Source organism: Segatella copri, assembly GCF_024330485.1.
Lineage (GTDB): Bacteria > Bacteroidota > Bacteroidia > Bacteroidales > Bacteroidaceae > Prevotella > Prevotella copri_L.
Genome location: NZ_JANDWX010000017.1, coordinates 40,600 through 66,759 on the forward strand (window position 1 = coordinate 40,600; position 26,160 = coordinate 66,759).

The window sequence follows — 26,160 nt, forward strand, 5'->3', positions numbered from 1 at the left end:
GCTTTTTAAAGAATGTATAAGAAAGTATTGGCCTATCTGGCATTATCGTTGGGAATAGCCGAAGTAGTGGTGATTCTGGTTTCGTGGCTGCTTACAGCTGCGATGCCCGAGTCGTTCACCCATTCGCTTACCAGCCCCGAGGGCATCCGCTGGTTTATGGGCCATTTTGTAGACCATCTCACCTCTGTATGGCTCGTATGGCTGGTGCTCATCAGCATCACCATCGGGGTGGTAAAGCAGAGTAGGGTGCTCCATTTCGACCATACCCAGTATCGCCAACGCACGGCCTTGCGCCTGATGCTCATCGAGTTGTGCATCTCTGCAGGTATCATGCTGGCGCTCACACTCTTGCCCCATGCCATTCTGCTGAATGCCGTAGGAACCCTTTTTCCGGGTCCGTTCACGCATAGTCTCATTCCGTACATCTGTTTCTCGGTCATGGTGATGAGCATGAGTTACGGCATCATGAGCGAGAGCATCAAGGGCATCAGTCAGGTTTATGATGCGATGAATCAAGGCATCCGTCTCCTGTCGCCCTGCTTTCTTTTCTACATTCTCGTGATGCAGCTCTATACATCCATCCTCTATGTAATGGAGTAAAATAAGAGCCCCCGATGCTCGTTTCCTTGCATCAGGGGCTCTTTTCTTTCTGTGGTAAAATCAGGGATTCCTGTTCGGTTTTTCGGGGAGTTCGCTTACTCCAAGCCGTCTCCCTCATTACCGCCGGTGGTTCCGCCGCCTTCAGTATTTCCGCCGCCCGGGGTGTTATCCGAACCGCCGCCACCTGGGTTATTGTCTGGGTCTTCCACATCGCCCTTATCGTCGGAAGTAACGTTTTTCACCACCTTGCCGTTGCGGTCGTAACAGGTAATCTGGATGGAGGTTTCCTGCAGCTCGCGCTTGATGTCAACGCTTGGGGTGAAGATTACACGGCGGTTGGTAATCAGACTGGTAGCCACTTCGCTTACGGTAGGCACACTCTTGGCTCTTACGCCGAATCGCATGGTTCCCAATCCCGGAACGGCTACGGAATGGCCTTCGGTACACCACGCCTTGATAACCTCGCCTGCTGCATCCCAGCAAACCTGCATCACGCCCACGCTAACGCCGCTTCTGATAGCAGCCTCCTTGATAACCTTGCTCTCTGAGAGCTTGTTGTAAAGTTCGGTACCGAGGATGAATCTGTACTGACCCTTCATTTCGCCTACTTGGATAAGGGTCTCCTTTGCTTTCAAATTAATTGCCATAATCTTTTGAATTTTAAATTGTTATAAACTATCAACTGTTAACTCTATAAACTACCTGATGGTGATGGTTGGCACGTAGTAGGTAGAATCTACTTTGGTGGAGATGTTGTTCTCCTGATGTTGCCGCTGGTTCTTTCCGATTACGAGTCCTGCCGTGCAGGAGCTGGATAGGAAGGTGACGATGGCTGAGCAAATCGCCACGATGAGATACCGGATGAATGCCTTCATGTTCTGGTTCATGATTTTTTTTCTGCCCCCTGCTAAGTTTCGTTTTTTCCTCTTTCCTCAGATTTCTCTTAGAAGAAGTACTTTGCGAAACGACTCGTTTCGAGGCTTGGAGTCTTGTTTTCATTACTTTTGTTTTCTTCTGGAAAGCCTTGCCGTGAGAGAATCGTGGTTGTTCTCTTGTTTTCCTGTGCTTCCTCGTTCTCTTCTTCAGGCCTTTTTATTTTCCCAATTAGGGAGATATTTTTCTCCAACTGGGCAAGTGATTTTGCGCGCTTTCTGAATCACGATGCAAAGATACGAAATCCCGATTTATCAGGTGTGCGATAGCGTGCGATACCTTGCGATACCGGAACATTTTATCCCGGTTCCCCGAGGTTATCGATAATAGCCTTCACCTGCTTGGGCGTGAACGACTTGCAAGTCTTTTCATACCCCATCTCCTGCAATTCATCCCAGAGCGGTTGGCAACGGCGAATCCAACTCATGAGATGATTCACGGCCGTGCGTGGCATACTCTCGGGAAAGTACATCAGTCCCAGTTCCTTCTTCGTATACGTGCGGTTTATAAAATCTTCCATAATCTTAATTTTTTTATCATTTGTTTTTCGGCTCCTTGCTCCCGGAAGTTGCAGCAGCCCCTAAAAGATAGTATTCGCTGAAATCCTTGCAGCCCGGTGGCAACTGGTGGTGAACCAGCTGGGGGAGCATCTCCCTGAGTTGCATGAAGAGGCTTTCGCCCGGCACATCCTGATCAGGAAACATGTGGAATTCCACCTGATACAGTCTTCCGATATTCGTCAGCAGCTGCTTATCCTCGGGCTTGAGAAGCGTGGCAGAAGGGATGGCTATCGCCTTATGTCCGGCAGAAAGCATCGCCCAGCAATCGCTACATCCCTCCGTAATAAACAGCCTCTCGCCCGGTTTCAGTCTCTTCACAACCGGCAGGTTATAGATGCTGCATCTTGCGCCGTATGGGAACCGGAAGCGGGGAGCATCCTGCTCCTTTTCTTCGCCCGGACTTTTTTCTTCAGAAGAAACATTCCCCTCAGAAGAACAACCTCCCGATGAAGATTTTTTCTTCTTGTAATCCAGGTTTCGGTTCTGAATACCAATAAGCCGCCCATCGGTATCGAAGTAAGGAATCTGCAGCCAGTTGATGCCCTTCTTATCCGTCCATGAAGTCAGTCGGCACCAGTTCACCACTCTCCAGTCAATCTTCCTCTCCTCGAAGAGAAATCTTCTGGCCGCCTGGTTGAGCCAGGGATGTTCGAAGAACCTAGCATACCTGCTTGCATCGAAGGAAGATTTCCCCGAATTATCACCCGAAGAAGAATCACCGGATGAAGAGCCCGAAGAAAAACCACCGGATGAAGAGCCCGAAGAAGCCCCTCTGCCCGAAGAGCCCCCTAAGGAAGAGCTTTTCTCCGAAGAAGAATCCTCCTCCAGCTGAATCTGATGTTCCTCGGCGAGCCATCGGCAAGCCGCTGGGAAATCCTTCCCCAGGTATCGCATCGCCAGGTCGATGGTGCCGATAGAACTCCGCATGCATACATAGCATCTGCAGCTGTTCTTGGTCTTGCTGAACATAAGGCTGGCGTGGTGGTCGTCATGGAAGGGGCAGAGCGCCTTATGGTGCTCCACCTTCATCCCCATCTCTTTCGCAACCTTCTCTATCGGAAGTTCGCGCAGTTTCTGAATCTCATATTTCTCCATCATTTCTGTTTCCCTTTCTTTTTCTTAGCCGGTATACCCGTCAGATATTCTGCAGTCTTGGTATAGAGTTTCGTCTGGCTGTTATAAGTAATAAACTGGCGGTTCTTCCATACGTTGAGCTGATGCTTGGTACCTTCCTGATTCTTGCCCAGACTCAGGCGCAGGGTTTCCAACTGCAGCTCGTTGAAGGAATTCTCCAGCTGGTCGAGCATGTTTTTCGGTCCGCTTCTCTGAGCCTCTTCCTGCCCATCGCCCGCTTTAAACATGTCGCCGAACACCTTTACCTTCGACCACAAATCGTAGTAGCAGAACCATTCAACGAAGTCGCCGATGGATTTCGACCAGCTCTGGTCGTTCAGAATCCACAGCACGGCTCCCTTCTTCCATGCCGAGAAGATGCTGCGGTGGGAGAGTTCCCAGAGCGTATCATCATCAGCAAGGTCGGCAAGGCGTGCCATTTCCTCTGCCAGCTTGTCGGCTATCTTGTTGAGCTGCTTCACCACAAAACTGCCTTTGCAGTTGTCCAGCCTCAGCAGGTAGCCATCGAGCTTTTCAAGGAAATCTTTATTGTACGTTCCCTGTCGCGGAATCTTTCCGCTTCGCTCGCCACGGGCTTTGTAGGCGAAAGGTATGCGCCCGAAGAAACCATTGGTCAGGTCTTTCTTGTAGAAGAGTCGGGCCGCCTCGGGTGTAGAGGTAAAGGTGAGGTTCACACGGAGCAGAGGGTTGCCCGTTACGCCATCAGCCGTGGCGCGCAAGGCTCCAGCCCTCTGACAGTCGAAGATATTTCTTACCATCTGGCTCACCTGCTTATGCCCTCCACACATTCTGTCGGCCATCTCCACCTCAGGCAGATTGATGTACTGGGTTCTTCCGCCCAGCTGTTCGCAAGCCATAGCGTTCTGGATGAAGGCAGGATTGGTGACATCAGAAGGTGGAAACCAGAAACTCACGTCCGGACGCTCCGGTTTTTCCTTGTTGGCGCCCTTGGTTTTCATCTGTCGCTGCCAGTCAACCAGTTTCTTGAACTCAGTCTCATCATGCTTTCTAAAAGGTCTCATGATGGCCTCTACAAGATGACCCAACTGTGCCTTTCCGATACCCGATGGACCTATTAGATGGCCCATTTGCCCGCACATTTCGTAATATTTGTTGTCGGAATACATGAATCTTACGTCTGTGAGATGAGCTGCTAATGCCGGAATAGCCATCGGAATGAGCACTTCCTGCATGTCTTTTGATGCCTGAGAGATGGCAAATTTTACAAATTCAGTACCCTTGCTGGGTTTTGGCATCGCCGGAGCGATGTTGCTAAAAATATTATAATCCATTGCTTTTTAGAGAGTTAAATCAAATTTCATGTTCATTTTTTCATGCTTGCAGTCTCAGTCTCAGAGTCTCAGTTGTTTTTTTTATGGTCTCGCTTCCTATATATATTATATATAACTAATTAATAATCAATAAGTTATAAAGCTTTAAGAAGCGGGTTTGAAGTTGGATTGTGACATTTATCCTAACTGAGACTGAGATTTGAGACTGTCATCACTCTTGCCGCTAATGATGCGCAGCTCGTCGGCGGCACCCTGGCAGAAGTCCTGGAAGGTGAAGCGTTCTGAGAACTGCGGGCGGTTGAAGGTAGGGTAGAGCGTACCGTCTTTCTTCCGGTTCACGTTGATGTAAGTTCCTTCATACACGTGCGGATTTCTCTGCACCACCTTCTTCAGTTTCTTCTCCTGGTCATTCTGTACGAAGGTGAAGTGATCTTCGCCATCGTGCGTAATGGCTCCATCCAGATACTCGCCAACGTCCATGCGCCCTGGCTCCTTAGTCATCAACTTGAGGTCGATACCCAATTCTGTGTTTGGGTAGAAAATCATTTTAGACATAATTGTCGTCTTTCCGGTTATTCCCTCCGTTTCGATGAGAGGGGACCTCCATTCCGCATCAGCCAAATTCGAAACAGGCTTCGGTCTGCGCTTGCCCAGGTCTGATGTGGTTTGGTGCTGCAAAGGTCGGGATTTTGGGAGAGATAACCAAGAAAAAAAGTAGATAGAAGTGAACTGAATAATATTTACACTTTTCGAAATATAGATGTTTATCTGAGTTAAAAAGTAGATTATAAGAAAGCAAAGTAGATTATAAGAAACAGAAAAGTAGATTAGGAGGTTACCGGGAATCTACTTTTCTCAAAAAGTAAATCTGTTTTACTTGGAAAGTAGATTACCATTTGAAAAACAAAAAAAAAAAGTGTATCAGCCATTAATCTGATACACTTTTTATGAGTTTCGAGTCTTTTCGCCCATAATTAAATCTACTTTTTAAGCACTAAAATCCATCAGTTCAGCATTATTGCTATTTGCAAAAATTACATTGATGCCTGCCGTAAAATCTTTTACCATTTTAGAGTTCTTGTCATATCCCAGACTATGCTTGTTTACTGCGGCATATTTTACGGGTTTGTAGATTCCGTTGTAATGTTCCAGGAAGTAATCTACAGCCTGTTTCACATTCTCAGGCAAGGCCCATTGACAGAAAATATATTCATACATTCCCATCAGTTTATGCTTGAATCTTGCTGGCAGCAGTTCATCGAAGTGGCTTATTACATATCTGATTTTCTTTATGGTTTTCGGATTGTTGCCCCAAAGCACTTTCTCTTTAATGGTAATATCATCATTTTCTGTCACAGCTTCGATAAGGCAAAGATGATCCATAGAAGCGCAGTTCTGCTTATGGAATTCTCCTTGTGCAAATCCTTCCTCCGAAGCATATTGCTGGTATGCCTGATATGCTGGAGTTGTAGCCTTGAGATATTCTATGGCATCTTCGGAGATAAGCATAATCATATTTTCCATACGTTTGTATGCATTCTGTCTGTATTTATCCAATATGCATTTGCTCTTAATGGGGTCTTTGCGTATATCCCGTTCCTCTTCTAGTATTTCTGTGCAGATATCCATGCATTCCTTTTCAGCCTTGAAGAATTTTATCATCTCGTTATACAGCCCCTGTACTTCTGCCGGAAAACTATCGAGTTTAAACAAATCAGCCTCATAAACTTCATCTCCAAGTAATGATGCATCGATTACCGATTTGGGCAAAATCTTATAGGTCTCACATTCTTGAACTGTAGGATGTTTTCTTGGGCAGAATTTCTTGAGAATGATTTTCAGAGGGGACAGATGGCTTCTGATATGTCTTAGAACTTCGCTTACAGAATTATAGTAGTTATTGTGGTCCGTAGCAAATTGATTATTGAAAGTGGGTTCAAACTTTTTCAGTCGTTCCAGTTCTTTTTCCATTTTTTCGCGGGCTTGAGCTATGAATTCTGAAAGCTTTTCTATTTCGTCTAGGTCCTTGTGCTTCATTTCGAGTGCACAAGTGAGGCGATTTGCTCCATCCTTTTCAAAATTAGAGACTATGTCCTTTATCTGATTCAGTCGGTCTAGTGTAGGCTCGATATCAGTATGGTAATATGCCTTGCAGCATTTTTCTTTCTGATCTGTTGTCATATATTAGGAATTTCTTTTATTTTAAATATTTTTTTGTTATACTCTCCATCCACTTCTATCAGTCCTTTGTCAACGAGCATTTCGAGATAATCTCGTGTTCTTGAAACTTTGAGACCTGTGGCTTTAGAAATGGATTTCAAATCAGTTTTTCCGCTATTGACGATGAAATTGATAATCTCCTGCTGGTTGTCTCCGATTGGGATTTGTTCATTCGGTGTGACGATTTCCTTGCAGGTTTCATCATGATTCATCGATGCTAGCAACTCGAAAACCCGATGCATCTGGGTATAGGCAATCTTATCTTCTGGCGTAGCCTCGCTTAGCCGGGAGAGCTCCTTGGCGTAGCTTAGAGCCCGCTGAAGGTCGCCGTTTTCCGTGAGATAATTGTAGAGCTTGTTCTTGCGGAAATATCTTACGGTCTTTTCGTAGCCAGGCATGTAGCGCTGAAGCTCAGGAATGAGCTGCTCGTAACTGTCGTAATGCTTCACGGAAAGTTGAGGCAGGAAATGTAGCAGAAACCAGAATTCCGTGCATGGATTGGTCTCCACCCACATAATCTTACGGCTGCTCTTCTTGCGTATCTTGGAGTAAGTTTCCATTTCTTTTGGATTCTGCAACAGGCGATCCATATCAACAAGGCAGATTACATAGTCTGTTTCGCATTTTACATACGATTCTGCCAATTTTGCCATGTGAGGAATATCGGAATGTTGTGGAAAATCGGGCGCTACCTTAAAGGGGTAGCGGCAGGCGATGCGGAGCGAATCAAAGTAGAACCACTCCGTCTCGCCCTCACCTATGATAGCTATACTTTTCTTTACTGCCATATTCTAATCCTCCTTATCTAGATAAATACTTCCAAGGAATGGTAAATCCACCAGTTTGCCTTGCTTGTAGGCATGATATGGATTCATCGTCTTGTGCAGGCCCAGCGAACTGAGACGCTTCAGCTGGGTGGCGCCTTCACGGCTCTTGTCTGTAAACCATACCACATCCCGACGGATGTAGTCTTCGTTCAGCAGATTGATGTCGTGGGTGGTCATGAGCAGCTGGCTAGAACCTTCGCTGTTGGCAAGAAACAACTTGATGAAGTAGGAGAGAAGCTCATAATGAATGCTTGTTTCCACCTCGTCGATAGGGATGAAGTTGTTGTGGTGGAGCACATAGTAAAGCACCACCGACATGCCCAGAAACCTGTGGGTGCCTGCCGATTCCAAACGCTCGTGTAAAGTATATTCGCCGCCGTCGCCCGTATGCTGAAAGAGAATTTCATCATGCTTAAGCGTGCCACGGCGAAGCATTTCTACCTTAGCTTCCTCTGGGATGGGAGCACTCTTGATGGTTTTCTCCATTTCAGGAGTGATATTCTCTTCGCTCTCATCTAGCGAAAGGTCGGTGATATTGAAGTCGCTCGCTTTCAGCATCTGTAACAGAAAGCGCTTTTTCTTGTCCTCCTTGTCATGACGTAATTCGTCTTTCACGTTAAATGTCAGGGAGTCGCGCGGGCTCAGCGTATCTCGCATTCCCGAATAGAAGAATTCTGCTACGGCGTTCAGTCGTGATGTGGCTGCATTCGATTGTCCGAAGGCGGCCATAACCGTGCAGTTGTTGGTAGTATTGCCGGCGATGGCTCGCTGGGTGGCTTTGTTGATGCCCGATTTGCTGCCAAAGGTAACTTCCGAGTGGTCTGTTTCCTGCTGATAGCTGCGGCTGTATAACTTGGTAGGGCGTGAACTTGTATAAACCATCAGCATCTCCTCGTAGATTCGCTTTTCGTCGAATTCCAGGCTTAGGATGTATTTCTCCCGGTTGAGCCAGAAGGTCATCTGCATAGAGGAGTGTTCTTTGCGGCTGTGATTATCCAGAAGAAAAGGAACGTACCCCATTCCCATATTCTTGTTTTCCGGCTTGTAGAGCATGGTGCGACGGAAGAATGCGAGGGCATCGAGCAGCGTGGTTTTGCCGCTGGCGTTGCTACCATACACGATACCAATTTTGAGGAGTTCAACACCTTCTGCCACTTCGTATAGGTATTGGCTTCTCATCTTGTCATCATTAGTAGGAAGGAAGCTAAGCGTTTGCCTTTCCCTGATGCTGAAGAAGTTCTGTATTTGAAATTCCTGTATCATAGCTGTTCTTTTTTTTATTGTGGTGCAAATATACGATAAAAAAGCAGAATTACAAAATGAAAATTTGTATTTCGTGAAAAATTCACGTTATTTAATATTAAAAGCCGTGTTTTCCGTAGCTTTTTCTATTTTAAAGAGGTTTTTCATTCAACAGTTTTTAAATTGTTTTCATCGGTTTATGCATATGTTGACCGAAGTCAGAAGGTTTTGAAATGAAGAAAATGAAAAATATCGGATTGAAATCATGAGTGGCTAACAACGGAATATTTCCTCCTTTTTTTACTTTCCTCTTTTTAATTCTAACCGGTATTATGGTAAATAGGCGTTATGAGAAAAAGAATTTTGGATTGCTTTATTCTGTCGGCATAATTACATTAAAAGTACGAAATAGCCATGTTAAACTTAGAAAATTAGCATTTTTTCTTAAAAAAATTAAAACCGAGTACCCTTAAGGCCATCTGAATACGTAATATGAGTAGTTTTTAGTAACTTTGCAACATAAAATTAAAAAATAGAAATGAAAAAAGTATTTTTAATCTTTCAATTACTCCTTGTAGTAATGCTGGCTCAGGCGCAGATGATGAACCCTGTAAAGTTCACCAGCTCGCTGAAAACAGACGGAAGTGCTGTGGCCGAAATCGTGTTTAGCGGAAAAATCCAACCGGGATGGCACGTCTATTCTACCGGTTTGGGTGGCGACGGACCTATTTCCGCTTCGTTCAACGTAAACAAGCTTGAAGGAGCTGAACTCGTAGGAAAACTTCAGCCACGCGGCAGAGAGATTGCAAAGTTCGACCCTCTCTTCGAGATGAAACTCCGTTATTTTGAGGGTAGCGTTACCTTTGTACAGAAAGTGAAGTTTACCCAACCAAATTATCATATTGATGCCTATCTGGAGTATGGCGCCTGCAACGACCAGAACTGTATGCCACCAAGCGAGGCTGGTTTTAAGCAGAGTGGCAAATCACCAGCCGTTGATGCTCCTGCAGCTGGAGCAAAAGATGCTCTGAATGCGAAGGCGATTGACCCTGCCCTTGCAGCCAAGATGAAGGCCGATTCGCTTGCCAAAGCCGCAGCCCTGGCTCAGACCGACAGCGCTACTCAGCCCGTAGATTCCGCAGCTTTGGCATCTGCTATGGAAAATCTGAACGTCAAGGACTTATGGAAACCGGTTGTTAAAGAACTCCAGGCATTTGGCGGAGCTAACGACATCGCCAACCATTCGCTCTTCTATATCTTCTTCATCGGTTTCGTGGGCGGTCTGCTTGCGCTCGTCATGCCTTGCATCTGGCCTATCATCCCGATGACCGTAAGTTTCTTCCTGAAGCGTGCTAAGAACGATAAGAAGAAAGGTATCCGCGATGCGATTACTTATGGTTTGAGCATCGTAGTCATCTATCTGGTTTTGGGTCTTGCCGTAACAGCCATCGCAGGTCCTAGCACCCTGAATGCGCTCAGCACAAGTGCCGTTTTCAACATCATCCTCTTCCTCCTGCTTGCCGTTTTCGCCTTCTCGTTCTTCGGTTGGTTCGAAATCAAATTGCCTGACAGTTGGGGAAATGCGGTAGACAACAAGGCTTCCAGCACCACGGGTATGATTTCTATCTTCCTGATGGCTTTCACCCTGGTATTGGTCAGCTTCTCATGTACAGCTCCTATCATCGGTTTGCTGCTGGTTCAGACCGTTACATCCGGCGACTGGCTCGCTCCTACCGTGGGAATGTTCGGTTTTGCGCTTGCTCTGGCGCTCCCATTCACCCTCTTCGCCCTCTTCCCATCATGGTTGAAGTCGGCTCCTAAGTCGGGTTCGTGGATGGAGACTATCAAGATTGTGCTCGGCTTTATCGAGCTTGCCTTCTCTCTGAAATTCCTCTCTGTAGCCGATCTGGCTTACGGCTGGCACATCATGGACCGCGAGGTATTCCTCTCTCTCTGGATTGTCATCTTCGGTCTGTTGGGTCTCTATCTCATCGGCAAGCTGAAGTTCCAGGTTGATGCAATCGGGGGCGACATCAACAAGCCTATGCCTGTAGCCTGCATCATGTTGGGTCTCTGTTCTTTGGCATTCTCGGTTTATATGATTCCAGGTCTCTGGGGTGCTCCTTGCAAGGCTGTGAGCGCATTTGCTCCACCTATTAATACACAGGACTTCAACCTCAACACCAAGACCGTAGAGCCTGCTTACAAGGATTATGAGTTGGGAATGGCTGCTGCCAAGGCTGCTGGCAAACCGGTATTGCTTGATTTCACGGGTTATGGTTGTGTAAACTGCCGCAAGATGGAGGCTTCTGTCTGGACAGATCCATCGGTTGCCGATAAGCTGACAAAGGATTATGTTCTCATCTCACTTTATGTAGATGACAAGACTCCTCTTGCTGAGCCTATGGAGGTAACGTTTAATGGCGAGAAGCGCACCCTGCGAACCGTTGGCGACAAGTGGAGTTATCTGCAGGCAAGCAAGTTTGGAGCCAATGCCCAGCCATTCTATGTGGCTATTGACAACGATGGCAATCCTCTTGCAGCAGCCTTCAGTTTCAAAGAAGATGTTAGTGCTTATCTCGACTTCCTGAACAAGGGTCTGGATAATTACAGAAACAAATAATATATGATTTAATAGTTCAAATAAGGCCGGTATTGGTTTATTCAAGGTAGATTTATTTAGGATTATTACTTTCCCCCGACAGGTATGGTTTCCAAGCCATCCTGTTGGGGGATTTTTTGTAAAAGCACAAAAAAATAGGGCCTGTTTCACAACAGACCCTAAACATACTTACTAAAACTAAATTAACCACTAAAAAAACTAATATTTTTAAATCCTAGAAAATAAGGTGAATAACACCTTTAATCTAAAAACCTAATCTATGACACGAAATCATCCCGATTTCTTGATTGCAAAGGTAGGATTTTTATATGAAACCGCCAAACTTTTTCCCAACTTTTTTTCAAAGAACTGGCTTTTTCATAGGGATTTCACATTATTTAATCAATAACTACCCTACCTTCACATTTTAGAACCTATAGCCAACGGTCATCAGTAACTGGTGGCGCTTGTTGTCAACCTTGGTTGCATTAACAGAGCAGCCCATATCCGTAAAACTTTCGAATGGATAGAAATCTCCCTTTTGAGAAGAATACTGATAAGCCACATCTATAGCCAAATTCTGGTAATTGAAACCTACACCTAAAGTAAAACGGTTTGTCGCCTTCCAGTTGGTATAATCAGCAGAAGAAGCGATGTAAACGCCATTACTGTCAAATGTCTGATCGCGCAAAGCATTATCCTTGTACATTGGCGATACATAATTATAACCTAATCGGATTGACAACATGTCAACAGGCTTAATCTCTGCACCTAACTTCAAGGTACTTACACCTTGCAGGTTCAATTGAGTATCGTGATTCATAGCCTCATCACTACTACTGCTCTCATAATAGTCTCCCCAATAGGAATCATAATAACCACCATCCTTCACACGGTTGTCCATATGATCGTACCAGGCATATTCATAAGTTGCACCAAGTGCCAGATAATTTCCTATAGTATGACCCAAGCTGGCGCCCACTTTCCATGGTGTATTAAGCCGGAAATCATAATCTATACTCTGTCCCCTACTACCCTTGACATAACAAGGCTGCTGACTTCCATCTTTTTCCTCATAGATAGCAGGATCATAATTCCCCGAAATAGTAATATCATTATCGCCACTAACTGTGAGATCATAGAAGATAGGGCTATTAAAATAAGCACCAATACGGAAAGGAGAATCCTTGACTGGACGGAAGATAACACCCGCCTTCACATCAAATCCTGTTCCAGTAATCTTCAATTGCTCAAATGAATCCATTATATTGCCATCAACGAAGTCTTCAGAATAAAGAGAATTACTATTGTAATGAACATCATGAAGTCCGACTGTCAAACCAAGCCAAACCTGATTATTAAGCGAGCCACTAATGTTGAAATCATAGGTGCCAATATAACCATGCTGATACTGACCAAACAAATACTTATCAGCCTCAGCATAAGCCAAACCACCATCAGTAGGAACAGTAAACAAACCAGGCTGATAGTTTCCGGAATTATCCTTATATCCACCAAGGTTGGCGTCCTGACTGGTCCACCCAGCATACTCCTTGAAATTCTTAGCTGCGGTTATCTTATTAAGAGAAACATTCTTTAAAGCTCCAGCAGCATTCAGAATCTGTCCAAAGTCGGCACTCTTATGATAATTGAAAGCCAGATTCAGCCAATTGGTACCTTTGTTTTTCGGACTCCATACGATACCCACCTGGTCAAAGGTAGGATGACTCTTTTTACCATTAAAAGTAATACGAGCATCATTATACTCCGTATAATTCTCTGCATCTGTCTGGGCGATAACTCCTGCAGTAAGAGTTATTTGGCTTTTACGGAAAAGACCAATACCAGCAGGGTTACTGCTGATAGTGGAAATATCGGCGCCCAAAGCTTCCATAGCACCACCCATACCCACATAGCGGGCAGTACCTGTAAGCTGGGGTGCAGCCAACTTAGCGTCCTGATAGGTTTCTTGCGCAGCAGCAGTCATGCTAGCCATGAGCATACTGGCAAAGAATATATGTTTTAATTTATTCATAATCTTAAATACTAATTGTTATTATCAATTTATCTTCTTCCACCGAAGCTGCCGCCACCAGAGTGACCACCGCCGCCTCCGAAGCTACCGCCACCGGAACGGCCGCCACCGCTGAAGCTGCCACCTCCGAAATTACCGCTACTGTTACTAAAGCCAGAATTACTACGACTACCCCAAGAAGAGTTATTATTAAAGTTGCCAGTATTCTGACGCTGGCCAAAGCTACGGTTAGAACCACTACGGCGTGAATAAGTATTACGGTTATTACCGCCAACACCTGTATACTGGTGATTAGAACCATCAATACGACCTGGGTTGTTATAGCGAATGTTGCCAGCAAATCCACCATAGCTTACATGTCCGTATATCGGACCGCCCCAATACCAAGGATTGTAGTAGCCGCCCCAGCCATAATACCAAGGGGCGTACCAGCCACCATACCAGCCGCAGTAACCATAATACCATGGATCGTACCAAGGGTCGAACCAAGGATCATACCAGCCGGCATAATAGCCGTAGCGCCAAGGATTGTGCCAGCCCCACATGCGGCTGCGCCAGTAGTAAGGACCGTAACCATAATAATCGTAGAACCATGGATCATAGAATCCGTCCCATCGGCTCATCTCGCGTGTGCGTACGAAATCCTCATCCCTGTCAGCATACTTCTGGGCGAAGTAAGCATCATCATAAATGCTGTCGGGCGCCACCCCCTTGCCCACATGGAACTGGATAATGTCGTTGCCCAGGGAATCTTTCCCTACATTCTCATAATGGCTGAAGATTCTGCCGCCTCGATTATATTCATCTACCGAACGGTCGCTTCCGCTCCAAAACAGCCGATAAATACTATCTCTACGTGCCCGCTGTTCAGCATACTGGCGCTGGAGCAGAGCCCGTCTTTCAGCCTTTTCCTTGGCCTCCTTCTTCGGATTGAAGTAGAGGTCATCGTCCTGTGCCATCGAAGTGAGTGGCATCGCAGCTGCGATAAGGACTGCAAGAAGATACTTTCTTTTCATATTCTGTTCTCCTATTTATTTTTTCTCCATATTTCTCTTTCCAGATTCATCATAAACCATCAAGAAGAAGGCTCCAGAAAGAGCCCTTTTCTGATTATATAATAATCTGGATGCAAAAATATTGCTTATCTTTATGCAAAAATACAGAATTTCCCTAAATAATTGTAGGTTTTCCCCTATTTTTTTATAATTTTGCAGAAGATTTAAAACAAATCTAGCTTTTTTGAACATTCGAAGGCGTTTTTAGACAAGAAATTAATACAAATTAAATATGAAATATTTAGTAGCAACATTCACTATTGAAACGACTGCCGACTTGATGCAGGCCTCTCAAGATCTGCTTGCCGATGGTGCAGCCGAAGCCGGATTTGAATCTTTTGAAGAAACAGAAACCGGACTGGAAGCGTATGTGCAGAAAGAACTCTTCGACAAGGAGATACTGGATGCCTATATTGCTGATTTCCCTATCGGGGATACGAAAATTACCTACGAGGTGAAAGATGCAGAAGACAAGGATTGGAACCAGGAATGGGAAGAACAGGGATTCGAACCAATTTATGTGGACAACCAGGTGGTGATTTACGATGCGAAACATCCCGAACTCTATCCCGATACGAGCAACAGACCCGACATTATAGAAATAGGTATTGAGGCGAAACTGGCGTTCGGAACAGGAAACCACGAAACCACACGCATGATTATTTCGCAGCTGCTCCACATGCCTATCAGAACCAAGCGCATTCTGGATTGCGGAACGGGTACGGGAATCCTTGCCCTCACCTGCTCAAAACTCGGAGCGAAAGACGTGGTAGGCTACGATATTGACGAGTGGAGCGTGGAAAATGCCAAGCATAATGCCGTGCTCAACGGCGTAACTAACATGGAAGTACTCTTTGGCAACAGTCAGGTAATCAACCACATCAGCGGCGTTTTCGACCTGGTTCTTGCCAACATCAACCGCAACATTCTGCTCAACGACATGCGAGCTTTCCGTAGCGTGATGAACATCGGCGGAACCCTGGTTCTGAGCGGCTTCTACGAAGAAGATATTCCTGTACTCCTGGAGAAAGCAGAAGAACTGGGAATGCATGAAATAAGCAGACAGATTGACAACAATTGGGCCTGCCTTGTTTTAGGTTCATAAAGATTCTTTTCTGATTCTAAACATTCAGAACGAAAAATCTGAAATCAGAAATATCAGATTAAAACATACGAATAAAGGTTGGATTTTCGCATATTGCCAAAAGTCCAACCTTTATTCCATGAATTTCTTCTCATTATTATTGCTTCCTATGCAGAGCTGCTTGAGCTCATAATAACTGCCGTTGTAAATATTGAAATCTACGTAGCCTTTAATGCCCGGCAACTTGCCCACATCCGTATGCTGCCAGAACTTCCATTTGCCCTTATACTGAACCTTGTCAACATAATAGTGGGCTATCCAGTAAGGATAATCTTCGAAGACAGGCGCACTCAGATATTGCTCCTTGAATTTATAATAGGTGTAGATGATAGGTTTAACATGATACTTATCCTCTACAATATGCAGCCAGGTAAGCACATCACGCTGGAAATCCTCCACACTCTTATCTGCCGGCTTATGTTCAATATCCAGTACCGGAGGCAAATCGCCATCCGTAAGATGAACCTGATCTAGGAAATAATAAGCCTGTTCTCGGGCTGTCGACTTATTGCTCCAGAAATGATAAACACCCCGGATGAAACCGAAATCGCGAGCCTGATTAAAGTTCTCGCGGAAATTCTCATCGAGCCGTGAAGAACCTTCCGTACTCTTGATGATGACGAAGCGCACAGGACAACCCTTGATCATCGCATTCTTGAGCTGTTCCCAGTCTATCTTGCCCTGATAATGCGAAATGTCGATTCCATGAATTTCGAAACCTTCAGGATATTCAGCATCGCCATAAAGCGCACGCCATCGGAAACCAGTTGGACCTACAAAGAAATGATAGAACAGAAAGACATAGAGCACGATAACCGCCGTTCCGCCTATCCACCACGCCCAACGGGGATAGCGTTGCAAAAAAGAAGACGAACGCCTTCTACCACGGGAGCCGCCACGCCGAGGAGTTTTCTTTCTCGCCATGGCACTCTTTTTCTGTGAAGAAGCCGTTCGTCTTGTTGACATATAAAAAAATATTTATTCTATTTTTTACTTAGCCTGCTCCAACTGGAGAGTCTTTGTGGTCTGGTCGCAAACCTCAGAAGGACCCCAGTACTGGATAGGACCTGGATAAACGTAAGATGTTTCCTTAGCCCACTCATCGCGCTTAGAAGCGAAGAACTTGAATGGAGCGCCATCCAGCTCAACGAGAGCCTTGCGGATAACTGGCTTGTTAGCACCATTACGACGCTCGATGTTCATCATCATAGTGATTGGCACACCACCTGCAATCCATTCTGCTGCAGGAGCAGTTGTGTTCTTGATGATTGACATGTAACCGGTCTTGCCGTTAGCGATGAGGCGTGAAGCGTTGAAACCGAGTGAGTAGCAGTAGTCAGCATCGTAGTTAGAAGGAGCTGCGCAACGTCCCTCGTAACCAAAGAAGTGGTGCTGTGCAGAGAACTTACCTACGTACTTACCCTCCTTCTTCCATGCAGCCAACTTCTCAGCTACCATGCGAGAAAGCAACTTCTCTGTCTCGATGAGAGAAACCTGTACGTTTCCGTGAGGGTCGCGGTCGAGGCAAAGCTGGCGAGCTACGTCAGCTGGCAAAGACTCCAATACTGCGAGGTTGTCCTTAGCGATGGCACCCTTAACGAATGCAATCTGCTCCTCAGCACTTGCAAACTCACGGCTCTCGCCTGTTGCAGGGTCTGTAAGAACCTCGTTCAATTCTGCGATGAGCTTCTTGATAGCTGGGATGAACTCGATCAGGCCCTCTGGGATGAGAACAGTACCGAAGTTGTTACCCTCAGCAGCACGGTTAGCTACTGCAGTTGCAATATAAGTAACCACATCATCGAGTGACATTTCCTTAGCCTCTACCTCCTCAGAAATCAAGCAGATGTTTGGCTGAGTCTGGAGAGCGCACTCAAGAGCGATGTGAGATGCTGAACGACCCATCAGCTTGATGAAGTGCCAGTACTTACGTGCTGAGTTACAGTCGCGCTCGATGTTACCGATGAGCTCAGAATATGTCTTGCAGGCTGTATCGAAACCGAAAGAAGTCTCAATCTGCTCGTTCTTCAAGTCGCCGTCGATAGTCTTAGGGCAACCGATTACCTGTACGCCATACTTCTTGGCAGCATAGTATTCTGCGAGAACGCAAGCGTTGGTATTTGAGTCGTCACCACCGATGATGACAAGTGCCTTGATGCCGAGTTCACGAAGAATCTCAATACCCTTCTCAAACTGGTCTTCCTTCTCAAGCTTGGTACGGCCGGAACCGATGATGTCGAAACCACCAGTATTGCGGTATTCGTCCATGATTTCAGAAGTAATCTCCATGTACTTATGGTCAACGAGACCACCAGGACCGAGGATGAAACCGTAGAGCTTGTTAGCTGGGTTGAGAGACTTCACACCGTCGAAGAGACCAGAAATCACGTTGTGACCGCCAGGAGCCTGACCACCTGAGAGGATAACACCTACGTTGAAAGCAGGAAGTTCCTTAGCCTCGCCTGCCTCGAATGTAATAACAGGCATTCCATAAGTGTTAGGGAACAACGCCTTGATTTCATCCTGATTACCTACTGACTGTGTTGCTGCACCTTCAACTGCCTTTACTGGGCCCTGGAGAGCCTTAGGCAATTTTGGCTGATAAGCAGCTCTTGCAATCTGCAATGCACTTTTTTCCATAATTCGTTTTTTATTTTAATTAGTTGAAACTTCAAAAACATCTGCAAAAATAACTCTTTTCTGCGAGATACGGAAAGAAAAATGCTAAAAATGCGTTAATAGATACATTTTTTCCCAAAAAATGATGTTATTTCAAAGAAAATGATTATCTTTGAGCGATATTTTTAATTATTCATTAATTAGGAGAAAAGAATTATGGCTAATAAAAGAGATTTAAAGCGCACAATCAACTACATTACAAGCGAACTTTTCGCCGAAACAGTAGCTGCATCTTTGTATAATGGTAAGCCTTCACAGGAAGATGTGGATGGCATTCTTTCAGCTATCGTCATGATTAACGGCGATTACATCAGCCGCGTGTCTCACCCGGAACCGGGAATCAAGAAGGGTGAATATTATAAAAAGCTCATAGGCGACTTCAACAAGCAGATGAGCGAAATCATCGACCAGATTTCAAACTTGGCATAATCCTATTATCATAAGAATCAGAAAATACACCTATTTATATATATGGTAAAAGGAATTTGTCAATGGATATTGTATAAGCGCTTGGGCTATAAGAAAATCATCACCCAGGAGCTTCCTGAAAAGTATATCATCTGCATGGCTCCGCACACAAGCAACTGGGATTTGATCCTGGGCCAGCTCTTTGCCCATGCTGAGGGAATCAAATGTAATTTCCTCATGAAAAAGGAATGGTTCTTCTGGCCGCTAGGTCCTATCTTCAGAAAGATGGGAGGTATTCCTGTGTGGAGAAGCAAACATACTAGCATGACGGATAATCTGGCTGCTGAAGCGGATAAGCGGAAGGCTTTCGGACTGTGCATTACGCCCGAAGGTACCCGCTCGCTCAACCCGGAATGGAAAAAGGGATTCTATTTCATCGCCCTCAAGGCGCATCTGCCTATCCATCTCTATGGGCTTGACTATGAGAAGAAGGTCATCCAATGTACCCGGCAGATTATCCCGTCAGGAGATGTTGACAAAGACATGCGTGAAATCAAGTTGTACTTCAAGGATTTCAAAGGAAAGAAACCGGAGAAGTTCACAATCGGAAATATTGATTAAACGTTAGAAGATAACGGTTTAGTCAGCTATTAAAGAAGGAGTATTCGTATAGTGAAACACCAAAACATAACATATTGTTTGATAAGCAGTTTGCTGTTAGCCGCTGGAGCTTCGCTTCAGGCTAACGGCAAATCGTTTTTTCCTACCTACGAAGAGGCTAACAGCGGCGCATGGCAAGGTATAGATTATGATGGCGACCCATGGGTGTTTAATGTTTCCCGCCCTTATTTCGTTACGGCAGGACTACAGAACAGGCACCTTTCGCTATGGGCCTCGCACGGACGGTATTATTATGCCGACAGAGATGTATGGAAATGGCAACGCCCTAACCTGTTTTGCACAAACGAAGATCTCTTTACCCAAACCATCGTAGTGCCCTACCTCATCCCGATGCTCCAGAATGCGGGAGCCATCGTCTTCACACCCCGCGAAAGAGACTGGCAGACGAACGAAATCGTCATCGATAATGATGATGCTGTCAAGTCGGTTTATTATTTCGAAAAGGAGGCGAGCAAGCGATGGAAAAACTGCGATTCGCTCGGTTTTGCCAACCGCTACCGACTGAAAGATGGGGAAAATCCGTTCCGCATGGGAACCGTGAGACAGGCGAAGGCTACCAAGCGCAAGAAAACCAGCCAGGTAAGCTACCAGCCCCGTTTCAAGGAAGCCGGCAAATACGCAGTCTACGTAAGTTACCAGTCGCTCCCCAAGAGCGTGAGCGATGCAAAATACATCGTTTATCACAAGGGCGAAGCCACGGAGTTTTCCGTTAACCAGCGCATGGGCGGAGGCACCTGGGTTTACCTGGGCACCTTCGATTTCGACAAGGGCTGCAACGAGTTCAACCGCGTGGTCTGCACCAACAAGGCTTCACGCCGTGGAGTAGTAACTACAGATGCTGTCCGCTTTGGCGGCGGCATGGGAAACATAGAGCGCGGCGGTTACACCAGCGGATTGCCCCGTTGCCTGGAAGGAGCCAGATACTACGCCCAATGGGCTGGTGCTCCTTATAAGGTTTATGGAGGCAGAAAGGGAGAAAATGATTACGCCGACGACATCAACACCCGTTCGCTGATGACCAACTGGCTGGGCGGCGGTTCGGTTTACATGCCTGCCAGGAAGGGCAAGCACGTGCCTATAGAACTCTCGCTGGCGCTTCATAGTGATGCGGGTTACAATAGGGACGGAAAATCTACCTTTGGAGCCCTTGCTATCTGCACTACAGATTATAACGACGGAATACTGAACAGCGGAATCTCAAGATTCACATCCAAGGATTTCGCTAGGGCTTTGCGCGATAATCTCGTTACGGATCTCACGGCTCAGTTCGGAGAATTCGGCAAACGCTATCTATGGGACAGAAACTATTCTGAAACCCGTCTGCCGGAAGTTCCGTCGGCTATTCTCGAAATGCTTTCGCATCAGAATTTCCCTGACATGAGAATTGCTCAGGATCCGCTCGGAAAGTTCTATATCGCACGCTCCATCTACAAAACTATCCTGCGCTTCGTAAACAGCAATCATGGAACCCGATACGTGGTACAGCCGCTGGCTCCGCAGAACTTCAGCGTTACGCAGAACCAAGGTGTTGCCCTACTCTCATGGACAGCCCAGCTGGACAAGACGGAACCATCTGCCCGCCCTACTTCTTACATTATTTATAAGGCTGAGGGACAAGGCGGTTTTGACAACGGAACCATCGTGAACACCACCCGCTGCCAGATGCAGCTGGAACCGGGCAAGCTTTACCATTTCAAGGTGGCTGCGGTTAATGCAGGAGGAGAAAGTTTCACCACCGAAACCCTCTCTGTGCTCTATAATCCTGCTGCCAGCAAGTCTGTGCTCATCGTAAACAATTTCCATCGCCTTGCCTCTCCGCAGGTCGTGGATGATGAGGAAAAGCAGGGATTCGACCTCAATCAGGATCCGGGCGTAAGCTACGGACTGACGGCGGGATGGAGCGGTAAGCAACAGGTGTTCGACAGAAGCAGAATGGGCAACGAAACCAGTTTCGGACTCGGTTTCAGCGGCAACGAAATGATTGGCAAGTTTGTGGCAGGCAACGACTTCAATTACGTTCAGGCGCATGCTACAAGTATTGCGGCTTCGGGCAAATATAATATTTCCAGCTGTTCGAGCGAAGTCATCGCCAGCGGCAGGGTTCAGATGAAGAACTATCAGGCAGTTGACCTCATCAACGGACTGGAGCGCCATGACGGCTATACTCACGCCTTCTTCAAGTCGTTCACGCCTGCCCTGCAGAACAGCATCAGGCAATACGCCAGCCAAGGCGGCAGAATCCTGATAAGCGGTTCTTACACCGGAAGCGACATGCAGACTGAAGAGGAACAGGCGTTCCTGAGCGATATTCTGAAACTCAGCTATGAGCCTACAGGTTCTACGGCCATCACCAGGGACATCAATCCCGAAGATTCAACCGTAACAGAACGAGACAGTATTGTCTACACTTCGCCTAACGTCAAGGGTTTAGGTCTGCAGTTCAGCTATTATAACGAGCTGAATGCCCAGCATTATGCGGCAACCCATCCCGAGATATTGAAACCGGTTGGCAATTACGCCTTCACGGCGATGCAATACGATACGGGAACGAGTGCGGCGGTTGCCTACAAGAGCACTACTTACCGCAGCTTCGTCATGGGATTCCCGCTGGAATGCATCATCGACGAAAGAACCCGCACCAGCGTGTTGCTCGGCATTCTCAAATTTCTGACAGATTAAATTCAAAGTAAAAACAGATAAAAAATTTTAAGCTTATGTATAAGATTCAAGCCAACCAGTCTGGCACTCGCTCTATCGAAGTGAGCGACCAGCATTTAGAGACCATCGAAAAGTATCAGTTACTCCGCAACCTCGTAGACAGCACAGGCATTATCGACGAGGAAGTGCTCGATAAACTGAAACTTAATGTGCGTTCACTCCTCGAGAGCAGCGACATCAAGGATAAGGAGTTGCTCGATCTCTGTCTCGACGTCATCTACAATCAGAACATGAAGGCGCTCGGTCTTCACAACCTCGTTCTGCTCTACGTAGACTGGAAAGACAAGAAGCAGGCTGAGGCTGCAGCTGATGCAGAACCAGACGCAGTAAATGATTAAAAAATATTGAATGGATTATAAGTTAACAGATTTCTTACCTACCACCAAGAAAGAATGCGAGTTGCGCGGATGGGACGAACTTGACGTCATCCTCTTTTCAGGAGATGCTTACGTTGACCACCCATCCTTCGGCCCTGCCATCCTCGGACGAATACTGGAAGCCAACGGCTATCGTGTAGCCATCGTTCCCCAGCCCGACTGGCACGGCGATTTCCGAGACTTCAAGAAACTCGGTCGCCCTCGCCTCTTCTTTGGTGTTTCTCCGGGTGCCATGGACTCGATGGTGAACCGCTACACGGCCAACCGCCGCATGCGTAGCGAGGACGCTTTCAGTCCCGACTCCCGCCACGACATGCGCCCCGACTATCCGTCTATCGTCTATACGCAGATACTGAAGAAACTCTTTCCCGACGTACCTGTAGCACTAGGCGGTATTGAGGCTTCGTTGCGCCGCATCAGCCACTACGACTATTGGAAAGACGAACTCCGCAAGTGCATTCTCTGCGATTCGGGCGCCGACCTCATTCTCTACGGAATGGGCGAACGTTCTATCGTTGAACTAGCCAATGCCTTTGCAGAAGGCAAGACGCTTAGCCAAATCCACGAAATGCCGCAGGTGGTTTTCTACTGCAAGGAAAGTGAGATTCCGGGCGGTTTCAAGGACGACGACATCATCCTCCACAGCCACGAAGAATGTCTCCACAACAAGAAGGGACAGGCTGAGAACGTGCGCCATCTGGAGGAAGAAGCCAACAAGATGCATGCTCAGCGCATGATTCAGGAAGTTGACGGCAAATATGTAGTGGTGAATCCGCCTTTCCCGCTGATGACTACCGAGGAACTGGATGCGGCTTTCGACCTGCCTTATACGCGTTTGCCTCATCCTAAATACAAGGGCAAGACCATTCCTGCCTACGAGATGATCAAGTTCTCCGTGAACCTTCATCGTGGCTGTTTCGGCGGCTGTTCTTTCTGCACCATTTCTGCCCATCAGGGTAAATTCGTGGTTTGCCGCAGCAAGGAGAGCATTCTGAAGGAGGTGAAGAAAATCATCCAGATGCCTGATTTCAAGGGCTATCTGAGCGATTTGGGCGGTCCTTCTGCCAACATGTACGGAATGCACGGCAAGAATCAGAAAGCCTGCGAAGTGTGCAAGCGCCCGTCGTGTGTAAACCCTCAGATTTGTCCGAACCTCAATACCGACCACAGCAAGCTTCTGGAGATTTATCATGCTGTAGATGCTTTGCCGGGAATCAAGAAGAGCTTCATTGGTAGTGGTGTGCGTTACGACCTTCTGCTGCATAAGAGCAAGGACGAAAAGGTGAATCAGGCGGCTAGAGAATACACGCGCGAACTGATTACCAAGCACGTTAGCGGCCGACTGAAGGTAGCTCCTGAACATACGAGTCCAGAGGTTTTGAAGTTCATGCGCAAGCCATCGTTCGACCTCTTCTACGAGTTCAAGCGCATCTTCGACAAGATAAACAAGGAAGAAGGTCTGAACCAGCAGATCATTCCTTACTTCATCAGTTCGCATCCGGGCTGTCATGAAGAAGACATGGCCGAACTTGCCGTCATTACGAAGGGACTGGATTTCCATCTGGAACAGGTGCAGGATTTCACCCCTACTCCTATGACCATTTCTACCGAGACCTGGTATACGGGGTACGATCCTTACACCCTGGAGCCGGTCTTCAGCGCCAAGACCCAAAAAGAGAAGCTTGCCCAGCGCATGTTCTTCTTCTGGTACAAGCCTGAAGAGCGCCGCGCCATCGAGAGTGAACTTCGCCGGATAGGCAGAGCCGACCTCATCGACAAACTCTACGACAGGAAAAGCATGGGTGGCAGTTTCAAGGGTAAGAAGACGCATTATGACGATAAGGCGATAGGCTCTACATACGATAATCCTGGTGTAGGAAAAGGTGCTAAAGGCAAGCGTGGAGCTGGCAGAAATGCATCTGAACCGAATGCAGGAAAAAGCCGTGGCAGAAATGCTTCTGACCGCTTTGCCCCAAAGGGATATGGCAATGTGGGTTGCTATGATGAAGATAAATATCTGAACGAAGGCCGTCCGCTAAACGGAAAACCTTCAAGAGGCAATCATTCACAGAAAGGCTCGGCTCAGAATATTTCTCAAGGCAGAAGCAACAACGCCAACGCTAATATCCGTGATGCGGTAGCTGCGGCAAGAGCCGAACTCCGCAGCCAGAAAGAGCAAGGTGCCGGCTTCTTCAAGGACAAGAAGAAAAAGAGTTTCAACCCTAATTTCGACAACGACAACCATAACCGCAAGAACCGTTATAATAGCGGGGATAAGAACGAACGCGGCGGTCGGGGAAATCAAGGTCGGGGAAATCAAGGAAGAAATGAAGGTAGAGGCAGAAGAAGATAATTGTCAGCAATACGCCCTGAAAGGGCAAAAGCTCCTAGCCCAGGGCAACACCCTGGGTTAAGAATGTGAGATACTAAAGTCGCCCTGTAAGGGCAAAAGCTTTAAATATATGAAGCTTTTGCCCTTACAGGGCGACTTGGTTGTTAATATATAGACCCAGGGCGCTGCCCTGGGCTAGGGGCTTCTGCCCTTTCAGGGCGTGCTGCTTAAATGCTAGTACTGTCTCAAAGCAGGGCGTGCTGGATAAATGTTAGTACTGTCTCAAAGCACCGAGTAATTCAGCATTCTCGCTCTTGTTTCCTATCGTAATTCTCAGACAGTTGCCACACAACTGAACCTTATTGCGGTTTCTTACGATAATGCCTTGTGCCACCAGATAATTATAGATGGCGTTGGCGTCGGTCATTTTAGCCAGGAAGAAGTTTGCATCAGTAGGATAAACCTTCTCGCAGATAGGCAGATCCAGGAATGCAGCCATTACCTTAGAACGCTCCTGCAGGATGTTCTTCACCCATTCGTCAACCTTCAGCGGATTCTTCATCACTTCCAGCGCATGCTCCTGAGTAAGCAGATTGACGTTATAAGGATATTTCACCTTATTGAATATGTCAACAATCTCCTTGCTCGCAAAAGCCATTCCCAGACGGAGGGCTGCACAGCCCCATGCCTTACTCATGGTGTTGAGTACAATCATGTTAGGAAATCTGTCGAGTACGCTGCGGAATGTGCGCTCCGAAGAGAAATCGCTGTAGGCTTCGTCGATGATGACAATACCCTGGAATTTCTGCAACACCTCTACGATTGCCTCGCGGTTGATGTGATTGCCCGTAGGATTGTTCGGACTGCAGATCCAGATAACCTTCGTCTGTTCATCGCAGGCTGCCAGCAGTTTTTCTGCAGAAATCTGATAATTTTCATCAAGCAATACAGAACGATACTCCACATCGTTGATGTCTGCACAAACTTCATACATTCCGTAAGTAGGTGCAATCGCTACTACATTATCCTTGCCCGGGCGGCAGAATACACGGTAAACCAAATCGATGGCCTCGTCGGAACCGTTGCCCAGGAAGATTTTCTCTTCAGCCACACCCTTAATCTTGCTGATCTGCTTCTTCAGTTCAACCTGCAGCGGATCAGGATAGCGATTGTAAGGGTCATTATATGGATTTTCGTTGGCGTCGAGGAAGACGCGGGCATTTCTGCCTGCAAACTCCGTACGGGCGCAACTGTAAGGTGCCAGATTCCAGATGTTCTCTCGGCACAAATCTTTCAATTCTTTCATTTTTCTTTCAAAAAC

Annotated in this window: 22 protein-coding genes and 1 pseudogene; 8 read left to right on the forward strand and 15 right to left on the reverse strand. The window is 46.6% G+C overall.

Going from position 1 to position 26,160, the window contains the following annotated elements:
* Positions 1-12 precede the first annotated feature (12 nt).
* The gene (locus NNC77_RS10275) at positions 13-600 is read left to right on the forward strand and encodes an AbgT family transporter (RefSeq protein WP_118080090.1); all 588 of its coding nucleotides are present in this window, start codon (positions 13-15) and stop codon (positions 598-600) included.
* 95 nt (positions 601-695) lie between these two features.
* Here NNC77_RS10275 and NNC77_RS10280 read toward each other — a convergent pair whose 3' ends face one another.
* The 9 genes and pseudogenes from NNC77_RS10280 to NNC77_RS10325 form a co-directional block, all read right to left on the reverse strand.
* Positions 696-1,247 (reverse strand): DNA-binding protein, encoded by a 552-nt coding sequence (locus NNC77_RS10280; RefSeq protein WP_254970796.1) that lies wholly within the window; start codon positions 1,245-1,247, stop codon positions 696-698.
* Between the two features lie 51 nt (positions 1,248-1,298).
* The gene (locus NNC77_RS10285) at positions 1,299-1,487 is read right to left on the reverse strand and encodes a hypothetical protein (protein ID WP_040552569.1); all 189 of its coding nucleotides are present in this window, start codon (positions 1,485-1,487) and stop codon (positions 1,299-1,301) included.
* Positions 1,488-1,831: 344 nt separating this feature from the next.
* Positions 1,832-2,053, reverse strand: a complete 222-nt coding sequence (locus tag NNC77_RS10290) for a DUF4248 domain-containing protein (RefSeq protein ID WP_117586186.1) — start codon at positions 2,051-2,053, stop codon at positions 1,832-1,834.
* Positions 2,054-2,069: 16 nt separating this feature from the next.
* Positions 2,070-3,191, reverse strand: coding sequence for a CHC2 zinc finger domain-containing protein (locus NNC77_RS10295; protein WP_254986882.1), 1,122 nt, complete (start codon positions 3,189-3,191; stop codon positions 2,070-2,072).
* Positions 3,188-4,519, reverse strand: a complete 1,332-nt coding sequence (locus NNC77_RS10300) for a hypothetical protein (protein WP_118415312.1) — start codon at positions 4,517-4,519, stop codon at positions 3,188-3,190. The genes NNC77_RS10295 and NNC77_RS10300 overlap by 4 nt, the downstream gene beginning before the upstream one ends.
* 177 nt (positions 4,520-4,696) lie before the next feature.
* On the reverse strand, positions 4,697-5,074 hold the full coding sequence (locus NNC77_RS10305; protein WP_254986883.1) for a hypothetical protein: 378 nt from the start codon (positions 5,072-5,074) through the stop codon (positions 4,697-4,699).
* Positions 5,075-5,506: 432 nt separating this feature from the next.
* Positions 5,507-6,700 (reverse strand): hypothetical protein, encoded by a 1,194-nt coding sequence (locus NNC77_RS10310; protein WP_254986884.1) that lies wholly within the window; start codon positions 6,698-6,700, stop codon positions 5,507-5,509.
* A 248-nt stretch (positions 6,701-6,948) separates the two neighbouring features.
* A pseudogene (locus tag NNC77_RS10320) lies at positions 6,949-7,527 on the reverse strand (RloB family protein); the annotation flags it as partial.
* A gap of 3 nt (positions 7,528-7,530) precedes the next feature.
* The gene (locus tag NNC77_RS10325) at positions 7,531-8,829 is read right to left on the reverse strand and encodes an AAA family ATPase (RefSeq protein WP_117694139.1); all 1,299 of its coding nucleotides are present in this window, start codon (positions 8,827-8,829) and stop codon (positions 7,531-7,533) included.
* A gap of 517 nt (positions 8,830-9,346) precedes the next feature.
* Between NNC77_RS10325 and NNC77_RS10330 the strand changes: the two genes are divergently transcribed.
* On the forward strand, positions 9,347-11,431 hold the full coding sequence (locus NNC77_RS10330; RefSeq protein ID WP_254986885.1) for a protein-disulfide reductase DsbD family protein: 2,085 nt from the start codon (positions 9,347-9,349) through the stop codon (positions 11,429-11,431).
* Positions 11,432-11,837: 406 nt separating this feature from the next.
* Here NNC77_RS10330 and NNC77_RS10335 read toward each other — a convergent pair whose 3' ends face one another.
* The 3 genes from NNC77_RS10335 to NNC77_RS10345 are packed head-to-tail and all read right to left on the reverse strand — an operon-like array spanning position 11,838 to position 14,692.
* Positions 11,838-13,445: an OmpP1/FadL family transporter gene (locus tag NNC77_RS10335; RefSeq protein WP_254970805.1), complete on the reverse strand. Its 1,608-nt coding sequence runs from the start codon at positions 13,443-13,445 to the stop codon at positions 11,838-11,840.
* A 29-nt stretch (positions 13,446-13,474) separates the two neighbouring features.
* Complete coding sequence (locus tag NNC77_RS10340; RefSeq protein ID WP_254970806.1) at positions 13,475-14,461, reverse strand: hypothetical protein; 987 nt, start codon at positions 14,459-14,461, stop codon at positions 13,475-13,477.
* A 15-nt stretch (positions 14,462-14,476) separates the two neighbouring features.
* Positions 14,477-14,692 carry a hypothetical protein gene (locus NNC77_RS10345; RefSeq protein WP_254970807.1) on the reverse strand — a complete coding sequence of 72 codons (216 nt, stop codon included), beginning with the start codon at positions 14,690-14,692 and terminating at the stop codon, positions 14,477-14,479.
* A 40-nt stretch (positions 14,693-14,732) separates the two neighbouring features.
* Between NNC77_RS10345 and prmA the strand changes: the two genes are divergently transcribed.
* Positions 14,733-15,605, forward strand: a complete 873-nt coding sequence (gene prmA / locus NNC77_RS10350) for a 50S ribosomal protein L11 methyltransferase (protein WP_254970809.1) — start codon at positions 14,733-14,735, stop codon at positions 15,603-15,605.
* A 111-nt stretch (positions 15,606-15,716) separates the two neighbouring features.
* Here prmA and NNC77_RS10355 read toward each other — a convergent pair whose 3' ends face one another.
* Both NNC77_RS10355 and NNC77_RS10360 read right to left on the reverse strand, forming a co-directional pair.
* The gene (locus NNC77_RS10355) at positions 15,717-16,568 is read right to left on the reverse strand and encodes a glycoside hydrolase family 25 protein (protein WP_118080099.1); all 852 of its coding nucleotides are present in this window, start codon (positions 16,566-16,568) and stop codon (positions 15,717-15,719) included.
* Between the two features lie 66 nt (positions 16,569-16,634).
* Entirely contained in the window at positions 16,635-18,284 is a 1,650-nt protein-coding gene (locus NNC77_RS10360) for a diphosphate--fructose-6-phosphate 1-phosphotransferase (RefSeq protein ID WP_118139718.1), read from the reverse strand.
* Between the two features lie 195 nt (positions 18,285-18,479).
* On the opposite strand from NNC77_RS10360, the gene NNC77_RS10365 reads away from it, so the two are divergent.
* The 5 genes from NNC77_RS10365 (at position 18,480) to NNC77_RS10385 (ending at position 24,860) form a co-directional block, all read left to right on the forward strand.
* Complete coding sequence (locus NNC77_RS10365) at positions 18,480-18,752, forward strand: hypothetical protein (RefSeq protein ID WP_117694106.1); 273 nt, start codon at positions 18,480-18,482, stop codon at positions 18,750-18,752.
* Between the two features lie 42 nt (positions 18,753-18,794).
* A complete protein-coding gene (locus tag NNC77_RS10370; RefSeq protein ID WP_022121200.1) occupies positions 18,795-19,352 on the forward strand; it encodes a 1-acyl-sn-glycerol-3-phosphate acyltransferase in 558 nt (185 codons plus the stop codon).
* Between the two features lie 90 nt (positions 19,353-19,442).
* Positions 19,443-22,091, forward strand: coding sequence for a fibronectin type III domain-containing protein (locus NNC77_RS10375; protein ID WP_254970811.1), 2,649 nt, complete (start codon positions 19,443-19,445; stop codon positions 22,089-22,091).
* Between the two features lie 35 nt (positions 22,092-22,126).
* Positions 22,127-22,468 (forward strand): hypothetical protein, encoded by a 342-nt coding sequence (locus NNC77_RS10380; protein ID WP_117727774.1) that lies wholly within the window; start codon positions 22,127-22,129, stop codon positions 22,466-22,468.
* Positions 22,469-22,478: 10 nt separating this feature from the next.
* Positions 22,479-24,860 carry a YgiQ family radical SAM protein gene (locus tag NNC77_RS10385; RefSeq protein ID WP_367398723.1) on the forward strand — a complete coding sequence of 794 codons (2,382 nt, stop codon included), beginning with the start codon at positions 22,479-22,481 and terminating at the stop codon, positions 24,858-24,860.
* A 250-nt stretch (positions 24,861-25,110) separates the two neighbouring features.
* On the opposite strand, the gene hisC is transcribed toward NNC77_RS10385, so the two are convergent.
* Entirely contained in the window at positions 25,111-26,145 is a 1,035-nt protein-coding gene (gene hisC, locus NNC77_RS10390; protein ID WP_118080108.1) for a histidinol-phosphate transaminase, read from the reverse strand.
* Positions 26,146-26,160 lie beyond the last annotated feature (15 nt).

Excerpts from the sequence above, each read along its gene's own strand:
- NNC77_RS10365 (WP_117694106.1), top strand. The coding sequence starts at position 18,480 with ATGGCTAATAAAAGAGATTTAAAGCGCACAATCAACTACATTACAAGC.
- NNC77_RS10360 (WP_118139718.1), bottom strand. The coding sequence starts at position 18,284 with ATGGAAAAAAGTGCATTGCAGATTGCAAGAGCTGCTTATCAGCCAAAA.
- NNC77_RS10345 (WP_254970807.1), bottom strand. The coding sequence starts at position 14,692 with ATGTTCAAAAAAGCTAGATTTGTTTTAAATCTTCTGCAAAATTATAAA.
- NNC77_RS10325 (WP_117694139.1), bottom strand. The coding sequence starts at position 8,829 with ATGATACAGGAATTTCAAATACAGAACTTCTTCAGCATCAGGGAAAGG.
- prmA (WP_254970809.1), top strand. The coding sequence starts at position 14,733 with ATGAAATATTTAGTAGCAACATTCACTATTGAAACGACTGCCGACTTG.
- NNC77_RS10335 (WP_254970805.1), bottom strand. The coding sequence starts at position 13,445 with ATGAATAAATTAAAACATATATTCTTTGCCAGTATGCTCATGGCTAGC.
- NNC77_RS10280 (WP_254970796.1), bottom strand. The coding sequence starts at position 1,247 with ATGGCAATTAATTTGAAAGCAAAGGAGACCCTTATCCAAGTAGGCGAA.
- NNC77_RS10370 (WP_022121200.1), top strand. The coding sequence starts at position 18,795 with ATGGTAAAAGGAATTTGTCAATGGATATTGTATAAGCGCTTGGGCTAT.
- NNC77_RS10340 (WP_254970806.1), bottom strand. The coding sequence starts at position 14,461 with ATGAAAAGAAAGTATCTTCTTGCAGTCCTTATCGCAGCTGCGATGCCA.
- NNC77_RS10330 (WP_254986885.1), top strand. The coding sequence starts at position 9,347 with ATGAAAAAAGTATTTTTAATCTTTCAATTACTCCTTGTAGTAATGCTG.
- NNC77_RS10275 (WP_118080090.1), top strand. The coding sequence starts at position 13 with ATGTATAAGAAAGTATTGGCCTATCTGGCATTATCGTTGGGAATAGCC.
- NNC77_RS10290 (WP_117586186.1), bottom strand. The coding sequence starts at position 2,053 with ATGGAAGATTTTATAAACCGCACGTATACGAAGAAGGAACTGGGACTG.
- NNC77_RS10295 (WP_254986882.1), bottom strand. The coding sequence starts at position 3,191 with ATGATGGAGAAATATGAGATTCAGAAACTGCGCGAACTTCCGATAGAG.
- NNC77_RS10355 (WP_118080099.1), bottom strand. The coding sequence starts at position 16,568 with ATGGCGAGAAAGAAAACTCCTCGGCGTGGCGGCTCCCGTGGTAGAAGG.
- NNC77_RS10310 (WP_254986884.1), bottom strand. The coding sequence starts at position 6,700 with ATGACAACAGATCAGAAAGAAAAATGCTGCAAGGCATATTACCATACT.
- NNC77_RS10305 (WP_254986883.1), bottom strand. The coding sequence starts at position 5,074 with ATGTCTAAAATGATTTTCTACCCAAACACAGAATTGGGTATCGACCTC.
- hisC (WP_118080108.1), bottom strand. The coding sequence starts at position 26,145 with ATGAAAGAATTGAAAGATTTGTGCCGAGAGAACATCTGGAATCTGGCA.
- NNC77_RS10380 (WP_117727774.1), top strand. The coding sequence starts at position 22,127 with ATGTATAAGATTCAAGCCAACCAGTCTGGCACTCGCTCTATCGAAGTG.
- NNC77_RS10385 (WP_367398723.1), top strand. The coding sequence starts at position 22,479 with ATGGATTATAAGTTAACAGATTTCTTACCTACCACCAAGAAAGAATGC.
- NNC77_RS10300 (WP_118415312.1), bottom strand. The coding sequence starts at position 4,519 with ATGGATTATAATATTTTTAGCAACATCGCTCCGGCGATGCCAAAACCC.
- NNC77_RS10285 (WP_040552569.1), bottom strand. The coding sequence starts at position 1,487 with ATGAACCAGAACATGAAGGCATTCATCCGGTATCTCATCGTGGCGATT.